The following is an 11,864-nucleotide window of genomic DNA, read 5'->3' on the forward strand; positions in this document are numbered from 1 at the left end:
AAGTACCAACTCTTACTGAATAAAGTGAAACTTCGTTCGGAGGGGTTTTCGAGCTAGGATATGCGAGTGCAGACGTTGTCGCGAACTTAGTCAGCTACTCTCTCCTCCACTGAACGTGAGTTGAACCAATCAGGCCGAATCTGGCTGGTTGGATCTCCCACTTAGTAATGGTATGTTCCCTTATTTTTTTAAGTGGGAGGCTTACAAAAGCCCTTCGATGGGGCGAATAATCGTAGCCCCCAGCCAGTTACACTGCGATAAAGTTAAATTCTCCGGCGGATGCCAGAGATATTATCGAGCTAATCTTGGTGAAATCTATGTGTAGATACGCCAAGGGATATTTGAATAGAGGGTGAATAACATGTATTCATTATTAGATGATCAAAGTTATAAGATCGATCGCTACCAGACTACAAGTCCATTTGCTAGCTTTTTACCAGGTCTAGCAGGTGAGGATGGTATTCCGATGTGGGTATTTTATGTCAATCGAGGGCAGGCTATTGCTAGCTTTGGTGTTCAGGATAAAAACAACGCCATGACTGAATTTTATCCTGCTGATAAGGCGTACCAAATGGTACCAAGCCAAGGATTTCGTACGTTTATCAAAGGCAAGCGTGAAAATGAGACGTTTTATTATGAGGCCTTTAAAGAACAGGGAGATGGTATTCAAGATAGCATGATTATGTCTGATAACTTGCTTGAATTAAAGCATTATCATAATCATAATCAGCTCGGCCTTGATGTCGTCTACTATACGCTACCTCATCAAACAATACCTGCACTCGTCCGCGAACTGACTATCACTAATACGAGTTCAGCTGAACTAGAGCTAGAACTCCTTGATGGGATTGCAACGCTTTTTCCAGCAAGAGTGGAACAAATGGCTTATAAGTCAATTGGCAACACCTTAAAAAGCTGGTTTGATGTTGATTTGATTGATGATACGTTTGGTTATTATTATATGCGTGGGAGCACAGCTGATGAGGCAGCAGTCAATCAAGTTGAAGATGGAAATTTTTTTGCAGCACTACTTCAGACGGATAACAATGAAAGCTTGATTACCCCGATTTATGATCGAGAGTGTGTCTTTGGTCATGACTTGACTCTTCAGCAGGCTGAACACTTCAAGTCTAATCATGTTGAGCAGTTAACCAATGATCGTCAAGTTTCAACCAATAAGGTAGCGTGTGGGTTTGCCCCTGTCTCCTATCATTTTAAAGCAAACGAGACGATCAAGCTTATTTCAGTTATCGGTCAATCACCAAATCGGGAAAAAGCTAAAGCCTTTGTCAATAAAAAGCTAACAGGAGCAAACTTTACCCAATATCAGACGGAGGCACGTCAGTTAGCTAAGGCGTTAACCCAAACTGTAGAAACCAAAACGGCGCATCCTTATTTTGATGCCTATTTAAAACAAAGTTATTTGGATAATGGTCTGCGTGGCGGTTTTCCAGTCATATTTGAGAATAAGAAAAATCGACAGGTGTTTTACTTGTATTCACGTAAGCATGGTGATTTGGAACGAGATTACAACTTTTTCTCGATTAGCCCAACCTTTTATTCACAGGGGAATGGCAATTATCGTGATATGAATCAGAATCGCCGGCTAGATGTCTTGTTTGACCCGCGGATTGAAGATTATAATATTCGGCAATTTGTTAATTTGATTCAGCTTGATGGCTATAATCCCTTGGCCTTAAAATCAGTCACCTATACCCTTGCTGAACTTGATTTTGATTTCTCAAATTATGGTATATCCCAAGCTCTCCATGAACAGCTTAGAGAACAGTTAACAAAAAGGTTCACACCAGGTGACGTCAAGGCATTTCTTGATCGCCATGATCAGGAGCTAACCGTTCCATTTGAACAGTTTTTAACAGATGTATTAACAAGTAGTGATGAAGTATTTGAAGCGGAGCATGGAGAAGGATTCTGGATTGATCACTGGACTTATAACTTGGATTTAATTGATAGTTATTTAGCTGTCTATCCGGATAGAAGAGATCAGCTGTTATTTCGGGATGGCTACCGTTATTTTGATAGTCCAGCCACAGTCAATCCCCAGTATAAAAAATATGTTAAGCAGGATCAGTATATTAGACAATATGATGCGCTGTCGATTGATGAGGAAAAGCTTGCTAAGCAACGACAAGGGAAGGACCAATGGTTACGGACGAATCAAGACAAGGACAAATTATTTATGACTAACTTGTATTCAAAGCTATTCTTGTTAGCGGCGAATAAAATAGCGACAATTGCCCCGTTTGGGCTAGGGATAGAAATGGAGGCAGGTAAGCCAGGATGGAATGATGCACTTAATGGATTGCCAGGTATGTTAGGCTCGAGCACTTCAGAACTATATGAGCTGAAGCGTTTATTACAGCTGATAAAGCTGGAGGGTGAGACTGTGTCTGGCCAGGTTTCGTTACCGATTGAGGCAGGTCAATTTATTGAAGCTTTAGCCGAGCGGCTCACTCAAATCAGTCCTGTTCACCTTAATTTAAAACTTTGGCAGGAATTGACGCAGATCCGCGAGCAGTATCGGGCTACGATTAGACAGGGGATTACAGGGGTTCGGTTTAAGTGTGATCAAAAACAAGCTGATCATTATGTTACAATCTTTAGTCAATTTGCTGACTTAGCTCTATCTGCTGTAGAATCGTTCAAAGAAGGGCTAACACCAACTTATTTTTATTTTGATGCAACCGTTTCTGACGATAACCAAGACATTATCGTACTGAAGCCATATGCCGTGACACCATTCCTTGAAGGTATAGTTAAGCAGCTCAAGTTAACGTCTAATACTGAAACGGCAAAGGCATTATACCGTAGTGTTAAGCAGTCACCATTATATGATAAGAAACTGGGTATGTATAAAACGAGTGGATCCATTGAATCTGATCCAATCGAACTAGGAAGGGCAAAATTCTTTACCCCTGGGTGGCTGGAAAATGAGTCGATTTTTCTTCATATGTCTTATAAATATTTATTAGAGTTGTTAAAAAAGGGATTATATGATGAATTCTATCAAGAGCTCCAAACAGGCTTAGTTGCTTTTACCGAACCAGGGCAATACGGTAGAAGTATTCTAGAAAATGTTTCATTTATTGCAAGTAGTGCAAACCCTGATCCTAACCTCCATGGTAAAGGGTTTGTGGCTCGGCTGAGCGGGTCAACGGTTGAATTTTTGAATATGTGGTTTATTATGTTTGTTGGGCAAAAGCCGTTCAGTTATCGTGAAGAAAAGCAGTTGCTCGTCTTTCAACTAGCTCCAAGTTTGCCAGCCTGGCTGTTCGATCAGGAGGGTTATGTTCACTTTAAGCTTTTTGGTCAGATTGATGTTAGCTATAGCAACAGTAAACGAGCTGATACTTATGGGAAACATGCAGTTAAACCGGTTGAATATAAATGTCAATTAATCAATGGTGAGCAGGTTAATGTCAAAGGTTCAGCAATTAGTGGCAACTTAGCTGAGCAGATTCGTTCCAGACAGGTCAAATCTATTCACGTCAGATTAGATTAATGTAAGGATAAGTAAGAGATCGGCAGGATTATTTCTGTTCGATCTCTTTTTTCATGATAAAGCTTTCTCTTAACAATGGAAACGATCAAAATTTTAGCAATGAAAATGATCTTCAGCTTCGAGTTTTTGCATCAACAGGACAGATAAATGGCTGGCAATAAAGTCCCTAGTTTTGTCTTCGCTGTGAATGGACTTCTTTATTAAATGGTGTAATGTAGGTACAGGTGTAATCCAATGCAAGCACTTCACTGTACTCATAGCAAATGCCATCTTTAAGTAAGCAACGATTTTGAATCTTCATGGCAGGCAGCCCTTTTTTACAGCCCATAAGCTCGGCTTGTTCTTTATTAATTAATACAGGTGTATAAGAGGTAATATAGTGCGAAATCGTATATTTTTGTTTTAGGACGTAGGCCTGAATTGAGTGGGCAATGTCCTTTAGCTCTAAATTAGGGAAAAGCTTATAAGGTAATTTGGATCTCTCGATTTGAACAATTTGATAATTGACAATGCGAATGCGCTGGAACTCCCAAATATCTTCACCATTTTCTAACTCAAAGGTACGTTTGTCTGCCTCAGTAGCTTTTATTCGTTTTAAGTAGATGGGCTTTGAGGAAATGCGCTTATAGGGTGTGGCTGTAATTGAATTATAAATTAACGGATTTTGTTTAGCATTCCGGCGAACAAAGATCCCTGAGCCCTGAACAACCTTAATAATCCCAATATCGCGTAATTTACTGATTGCTTCTTGAATCGTATAGCGTGAGACTTGATAAGCACGAGCCAGTTCTCGTTGGGTGGGTAATTTACCATCAGGATAGTGACGTTGATAGATTTTACTAAGTAAATCTTGAATAATAAATTCTTTCTTATTCAATAGGCTCACTTCTTTCAAAGGATAATATTCTCTCGACTAGGTCATCAATAGAATAGCATTAGGCTGAGTGAAAACTCAACCTAATGCTGGCTTATCTGGCTATTGTGCTATTTTTATTGGCTAATAACTGTTCAATTTCTGGTAGCTCCATCAAACTGATATCACCACGAATGCTATGTTTAAGCACGGCGTGCATCGTAGCGAATTGGACAGTATCGTCTAGTGGCTGATTGGTTAATATGCCATGAAGTATCCCAGATGTATAGGCATCACCGGCCCCAACGCGATCTACTATGGGATAGATATCATGGTGATCAGAGTTATACAGTTGTCCATCAGACCAAAGCTGCCCTTGAAGATGATGATGAGAAGCTGAGATCACTTTACGATTAGTTGCATAGAACACCTTAATATTGGGGTAGGCCTGCTTCATGGCCGAATAATAATCGGTTGAATCATCTTTAATGTCGAAGAATGCTTTTGCGTCTAAAGCTCCAGCTGAACAGTAATCAATAAATGGTAGTACCCTCCGATAGGCTTGTTTCGCCTCTTCTAATGACCATAGGCTACTGCGGTAATTCATATCAAAGCTGATCGCAACTTGATTGGCTTTAGCCAGCTTTAAGATATCAACTACCTTACTTATCCATTTAGGCGATAATGCAAGCGTAATACCGGTTACGTGTAAGAGGTCGGCATTCTCAAATAAGGCAGACAGATCCCAGTCTGGCTCTTCTGTAGCAAAGCTAGAGTGGGCCCTGTCATAGACAACATGCGGTGGTTTAATATGGTTGCCGCTCTCTAAGTAATAAGTACCTAAACGATGCCCTTTTCGCTCGACAAATCGAGTATCGACACGGTGCCGTTCTAAATGCTCCACAGCTAAAGCTCCAATTGGATGATTCGGCACAATGGTGGCGACGGCTGTTTGATAACCCCATTTTGCAAGATTAATTGCCACATTGGCCTCTGCTCCTCCAATTTGAACCTGAAAAGCTTCAGCTTGATTAAAACGTTGTCCGGCCGTTGTTGATAAACGGAGGAGCATTTCGCCAAGTGTGACCACCTTTTTAGCCATTGTATACACCTCGTTTTGCCACTTGATAGGCTTGCTGATAGGATTTGGCTAATTCTGTTACTTGATTAAAATCACCTTGTTCTGCCGGTTTAGTCAAGTTACCACCGATCCCTACTGCAATAGCACCTGCCTTTACCCAGTCAGCAATGTTATTTAAATCAACACCACCTGAAGGCATGACGCTGACATGAGGTAGTGGGCCTTTAACCGCTCTAATAAAATTTGGCCCTAAGAGATTACCAGGGAATAGTTTGACAATATCGACCCCATAGATGAGAGCTTGTTGAATGTCATTGATTGTCTGACATCCAGGCAAATACGGAATCTGATAGAGATTACAAAGCTTAGCCGTTTCCTTATCAAAGCCGGGACTGACAATATATTCAGCTCCTGCTAGAATCGCAAGTCGAGCAGTCGTGCTATCTAGTACTGTTCCAGCTCCAATCACGACCTCTGGGTGATTGGCGTATGCTGATTTTAATTGTTGAATCAACTGTTCTGCTCCAGCTAAAGTAAATGTAATTTCTAGTGCGTTAATCTTTCCGGCAACAATAGCTCGGCAAGCCTTAGCAGCTTGATCAATCGAATCGCCTCTAATTATGGCAATGACGCCAGCGTCCGTTAAGCGATTTAATATGGTTAAACGTTGCATAATCCCTCTCCTTGCTTTTTTTATCAGTTAACTGGCTGGGGCTGCGATTACTCGCCCCATCTAAGGGGTTTTGTAAGGCTCCCACTTAAATAAGTGAACATGTCATTTCTAAGTGGGAGATCCAATAGCCAGTAGCTCGATTGGTTCAACTAACGTTCAGTGGAGGAGAGAGGAAGCTGACTAAGTTGGCGACGTCGTGTCGCAACGTCTGCACGAGTACCTCCTATGCATCGCCCCCCTACTGAACAAAGTTTCACTTTATCTTGCACTACTTGGCTGGCTTACTAAGGAAGGTGGCAGAAATAAAAGCAACAACGATAGCAATAACAATACCAAGGACGGCAAAGATAAAGTATTCACCGATATAAGCTGGTAAGCTAAAAATGCTTGATAAAATATAACCGTATAAACGGACCCCAAATGCACTAATAAAGGCTGATGCTACCGCACTACCAATGGTCGCAGCGATTAGACCACGTTTATACTTTGTTAATACCCCAAATAGTGCCGGTTCAGTAATACCTAAAAACCCAGATAGTGCTGATGAAATAATAACGGAGCGTTCTTGTTGATTTTTTGTCTTACGGTACATGGCTAGGGTAGCACCTGCAATCGCCATGTTGGTCATAAACATCATTGGCATTAACATGTCATAACCTTGATCGGCAAAGTTTTGTAAAGCGATTGGTGTCATGGCATGGTGTAAGCCTGTCAAAATAGAGATTGGTCGAATTAAACCAACAATAATTCCAGCTAAAATTGGTGAAATTTCAAATAATGCTGCGATAACACGAGCTAATCCATTACCTAAGTGAATCCCGATTGGGCCTATGATGACAAAAGCGATTAACCCTGTTACAAATAGCGATATGGTTGGCGTAAATACGGTTCTTAACGCTTTGGGTAGGACTTTATCTACCCAACGATAAATATAGCTTAGTACAAAGACGGTAATAATAATTGGTATAACCGTTCCGGAATAATTAAAAACAGGTATTGGAATAAAGCCAAAGACTCGGAAGGCATCAATTTCCCCAGCAGCAGCTGCGTCTACCATTGTTGGAAATTGCATCGCTGCCGCAATGGCAATCGCTAAATATTGATTGGTTTTAAAAATTCGAGCAGCCGATGCCGCGATAAAGAATGGCAAGAATGTAAACACACCACTTGCTAACATATCTAATACTTGGACTGTTTGGCTATCAGCTGAGATCCAATTTAATGCTTGGAACCCAGCAAGCAAACCTTTAATCATACCTGCCCCAGCGATCGCTGGTACAATTGGACCAAAGACACCTGATACGATATCCATAAACATGGCTGTCATACTTTTCTTTTCGTCAGAAGAGCTTTCTTGATTATCATTAATACCTAATTGCTGCGCTAATGGTTCAAAGTAAGAATTGACATCTGTTCCAATAATGATTTGGTACTGATCATTTTTATTTTGCACCCCCATTACGCTAGACATGGCTTTAATCGCCTCTTCATTGATAAGTGATTCATCTTTTATATCAAAACGTAATCTTGTCATACAATGCCAAGCATTATTAATATTCTGCTTGCCGCCCAAGCTTTCAATTATGGCTTGGGCAACTTGTTCGTGATTGTTTTTCCCCATGTTTACCCACCTTTTTTTATAATGATATAGAAACAAGTGCGCGCGCTTTCAAGTGCAAGTATAGCACATGACCTTCAAATCAAAAACCTATCAAAAACAGCTGCTTTTTTTAGTTTAAACATTGATATATCAAGGTTTTTAGCGATTTAAACATGAAATTGGACTGGTTTTTACTTGCTATTTGAGCAAATATCAATCCAAATTGACATGGCTGTGTCGAGAGTGTTTCAATAGACACTAGAATAAGAACTAGAAAAGAGGAAAAATATGACCCCAACATTAATCTCTGATATAAAATGTTATATTATTCGTCCAGACCGTCATAATTTGGTCATTGTTCAAGTTAATACCGATAAAGGTGTAACAGGTTATGGATGTGCTACATTCCAGCAACGCCCTCTCGCTGTTAAAACGATGGTCGACGAGTACTTAAAGCCATTATTAGTAGGGCGAGATGCTAATCATATCGAAGATCTTTGGCAAATGATGATGGTCAATGGGTATTGGCGTAATGGACCCGTCACGAATAATGCGATCTCTGGTATTGACATGGCACTTTGGGATATTAAAGGTAAGCTAGCGGAGATGCCACTCTATCAGTTATTTGGTGGCAAGGCTCGTGATGCGATTTCGGCTTATACCCATGCGGTTGCCGATGATCTTGACCAACTTTTTGAACAAATCGATCAGATTCGAGCGGAGGGTTATCAGCATATTCGTTGTCAGTTAGGCTTTTATGGTGGAGGGGCCGATGGACTTCATTCCACTGAAAATCCAACACAGGGCTCATATTTCGACCAAAATCAATACATGCAAACAACAGTTGAGATGTTTCGAGCGATTCGAGAAAAGTATGGCTTTAGCTTTGAAATTCTCCATGATGTTCATGAACGCTTCTTCCCAAATCAAGCGTTAAGCTTTGCCAAGCTGGTTGAACCCTATCGTCCTTATTATATTGAGGATATTTTGCCACCTGACCAAAACGAGTGGCTAAAACAGATTCGTTCACAGTCAGCGACACCTTTAGCAACGGGTGAATTATTTAATAATCCGATGGAGTGGAAAGACTTAGTTGTTAATCGGCAGGTTGACTTTATGCGCTGCCACGTATCACAAATTGGTGGTATAACCCCAGCCTTAAAGCTAGCGCATTTTTGCCAAGCAATGGGAATACGAATGGCTTGGCACACGCCATCTGATATTACACCAATTGGCATGGCAGTTAATACACACCTTAATATTCATCTGCATAATGCAGCGATTCAAGAGCATATTGAGGTTAAAGAAAATACAGCCTCGTTATTCAGCAAGATCCCACAGCCGAAAAAAGGCTACATCTATCCAATTGAAGCACCGGGTATTGGGGTTAATTTTGATGAAGCAAAAGCTGAGGATTACCCTGTTGTTTATCGTGCGCACGAGTGGACTCAAAGTCGATTGCCAGATGGATCAATCATGACGCCATAAGTCAGCAATCTCCCATTACTAAATCAAAAAAGATCAGGACGATCTAATCAAGTACTTCAAAGGCTGGGCGCAGGGCTTAACATAGCCATACGCCCAGTTTTTTGATGTCTTTGAAGGGGCTTGTCTCGATTAAACCTAGTGGACTGGAAAAAATAGAGCTGAAGCATGATGCCCTTTCTAGCATCGGATAATATAAGACTGATTTTCTATTTAAGAAGCAATCAGTCACAGATAGAATGATAGATCATATAATAAAGCGTAGGTGCTACCTTTTGCAAAAAAATGATTGCTCGAAATGTCATTTTCGGTTAAAATGGTAGCAGTCCATATGATGAGATATGGAATGATTTTGAAATGGAAAGGTGGATAGTGAATTTTAGCAATTAAAGCGCCTGAACTATTGTCTGAGCGAAATGACAATAGTTGACGAGGAGGAGGAGTATCGAAGTGTTCGGCGGATACCTCCCGGTTGTTTAACCTCCAGCCGTTATATTTTATTCGAAAACGAAGAGGCGACTCTTTGCACAAGAATGAATATAAGAGGTCACAACATTAAAAAAGCGAGAAAGGGGGCAAACGGACGCCCCTCTCTTTCCACTTGGGCAAAAATGGAGCATTTTAGTCAAATGGAAAGAAATTTAACAGACTAGGCTCGTTTTGTTTGCCTCCGCTCTCAGATTCAGGAGGAAACAAGATTATGTGTGGAATTGTTGGTTATATCGGACAAAATGATACAAAGGAAATCCTATTAAATGGTTTAGAAAAGCTCGAATATCGTGGCTATGACTCAGCTGGGATTGCGACTTTAAATGCAGAGGGCTTACATCTTTTTAAAGTAAAAGGGCGTATTGCGGCTTTGCGTGATAAAGTTGATCAATCAGTTCATGCAAATATGGGAATTGGCCATACCCGTTGGGCAACACATGGTGAGCCAAGTGAAGATAATGCGCACCCTCATCAAAGTGCATCAGGGCGGTTTACTCTTGTGCATAACGGGGTGATTGAGAATTACTATGAGCTGCGTGATGCCTATTTAGCGGATGTGAAATTGACGAGTGAAACGGATACAGAAATTGTTGTGCAATTAATTGAGGTGCTTTATCAAGATACAGATGATGTATTAGCGGCCTTTAGTAAAGCTATTAGTCTATTAAAGGGTTCATATGCGATTGCCTTAATTGATGCACAGGATACGGATGTTATTTATGTTGCCAAAAATAAAAGTCCATTATTAGTTGGCTTAGGTGATGGCTTTAATCTTGTTGCCAGTGACGCAATGGCGACATTAAAGGAAACCGACACTTATCTTGAAATTGAAGATAAAGAAATTGTTGTCGTGAAGCGTGACCATGTGCATATTCAAAAGCTTGATGGAACTGTTGTCACCCGACAACCCTATGTTGCTGAAATTGATGCAGCTGATACGGAAAAAGGCACCTATGACTACTTTATGTTAAAGGAAATTGATGAACAACCATTTGTCATGCGCAAAATCATCCAAGAATATCAGGATGAACATGGTCAAATTAAAGTGGATGCAGATATTCGTCATGCGATGCTTGCAGCTGATCGTATTTATATTATTGCTGCAGGTACTAGCTATAATGCTGGACTTGTTGGTAAGCAAATTATTGAAGAGCTTGTCCAGACACCAGTAGAAGTGCATATTGCTAGTGAGTTTTCATATAATATGCCACTTTTATCTGAAAAGCCGTTGTTTATTTTTATTTCACAAAGTGGTGAAACAGCAGATAGTCGAGCTGTGTTAGTTCAAACCAAATTAAAGGATTATCCATCGATTACTATTACCAATGTTCCAGGCTCTACCCTTTCGCGTGAAGCAGATTATACCTTGCACTTACATGCCGGCCCTGAAATTGCCGTTGCATCAACTAAAGCCTATACGGCTCAAATTGCTGTCCTAACAATTTTGGCTGTTGATACAGCAAGAGCCAAAGGTCTTGAGCTTGATTTTGACCCATTGCAGGAGCTCGCCATTGTTGCAAGTGTAATGGAATCGTTAACTGATCAAAAAGAATACTATGCTCAGCTTGCTAAAGAATACTTTACCGATACACGCAATGCCTTCTTTATTGGCCGTAGTGTCGACTATTATGTCGTTCAAGAGGCTTCGCTTAAATTAAAGGAGATCTCTTATATTCAAGCAGAGGGCTTTGCCGGCGGCGAATTAAAGCATGGTACGATTGCGTTAATTGAAGAAGGTACACCAGTGATTGCAATTTCAACTCAAGAAAACGTGAACTACTCGATTCGTGGTAACGTACAAGAGGTAGCGGCTCGTGGTGCCAAAACATGTATCGTTAGTCTTCAAGGTCTTGAGCAAGATAGTGACACAGTTGTGTTACCGCACGTTCATCCATTGTTGACGCCGTTAGTGAGTGTTGTGCCAATGCAGCTCCTTGCTTACTATGCCGCGCTTCACCGTGGTTGTGACGTTGATAAGCCACGTAACTTGGCGAAAAGTGTTACAGTGGAGTAAGAATTGTAGATTTTAAAAGTTGAGTGTAAGTTTAAAATAAAGTCGCGACGTTTGCAAAAAAGATGCGATGTTTAAAACAAAGTCACGATGTTTATAAAAAAGTTGCGAAGTTTCACCCCTTTGGATATGATTGTCTAAAGGGGTGT

At 40.7% G+C, this 11,864-nt stretch carries 7 protein-coding genes; 3 read left to right on the forward strand and 4 right to left on the reverse strand.

What is annotated here, in order from left to right:
* The first annotated feature begins 361 nt into the window (after nucleotides 1–361).
* The gene (locus tag ASE01S_RS11965) at nucleotides 362–3,523 is read left to right on the forward strand and encodes a hypothetical protein (RefSeq protein WP_067842620.1); all 3,162 of its coding nucleotides are present in this window, start codon (nucleotides 362–364) and stop codon (nucleotides 3,521–3,523) included.
* A gap of 166 nt (nucleotides 3,524–3,689) precedes the next feature.
* Here the strand turns inward: ASE01S_RS11965 and ASE01S_RS11970 are convergent, their stop codons facing one another.
* The 4 genes from ASE01S_RS11970 to ASE01S_RS11985 form a co-directional block, all read right to left on the reverse strand.
* Nucleotides 3,690–4,409: a GntR family transcriptional regulator gene (locus ASE01S_RS11970; protein WP_373277952.1), complete on the reverse strand. Its 720-nt coding sequence runs from the start codon at nucleotides 4,407–4,409 to the stop codon at nucleotides 3,690–3,692.
* A gap of 82 nt (nucleotides 4,410–4,491) precedes the next feature.
* Complete coding sequence (locus tag ASE01S_RS11975) at nucleotides 4,492–5,478, reverse strand: sugar kinase (protein WP_067842626.1); 987 nt, start codon at nucleotides 5,476–5,478, stop codon at nucleotides 4,492–4,494.
* On the reverse strand, nucleotides 5,471–6,130 hold the full coding sequence (locus ASE01S_RS11980; protein ID WP_067842628.1) for a bifunctional 4-hydroxy-2-oxoglutarate aldolase/2-dehydro-3-deoxy-phosphogluconate aldolase: 660 nt from the start codon (nucleotides 6,128–6,130) through the stop codon (nucleotides 5,471–5,473). The genes ASE01S_RS11975 and ASE01S_RS11980 overlap by 8 nt, the downstream gene beginning before the upstream one ends.
* Nucleotides 6,131–6,398: 268 nt before the next feature.
* On the reverse strand, nucleotides 6,399–7,751 hold the full coding sequence (locus ASE01S_RS11985; protein ID WP_083512129.1) for a PTS transporter subunit EIIC: 1,353 nt from the start codon (nucleotides 7,749–7,751) through the stop codon (nucleotides 6,399–6,401).
* Nucleotides 7,752–8,018: 267 nt separating this feature from the next.
* On the opposite strand from ASE01S_RS11985, the gene ASE01S_RS11990 reads away from it, so the two are divergent.
* Together ASE01S_RS11990 and glmS are read left to right on the forward strand one after the other, a co-directional pair.
* Nucleotides 8,019–9,218: an enolase C-terminal domain-like protein gene (locus ASE01S_RS11990; protein ID WP_067842631.1), complete on the forward strand. Its 1,200-nt coding sequence runs from the start codon at nucleotides 8,019–8,021 to the stop codon at nucleotides 9,216–9,218.
* A 697-nt stretch (nucleotides 9,219–9,915) separates the two neighbouring features.
* Complete coding sequence (gene glmS / locus ASE01S_RS11995; RefSeq protein WP_067842634.1) at nucleotides 9,916–11,718, forward strand: glutamine--fructose-6-phosphate transaminase (isomerizing); 1,803 nt, start codon at nucleotides 9,916–9,918, stop codon at nucleotides 11,716–11,718.
* Nucleotides 11,719–11,864: the final 146 nt, after the last annotated feature.

Source organism: Amphibacillus sediminis NBRC 103570, assembly GCF_001552275.1.
GTDB classification, from domain to species: domain Bacteria; phylum Bacillota; class Bacilli; order Bacillales; family Amphibacillaceae; genus Amphibacillus_B; species Amphibacillus_B sediminis.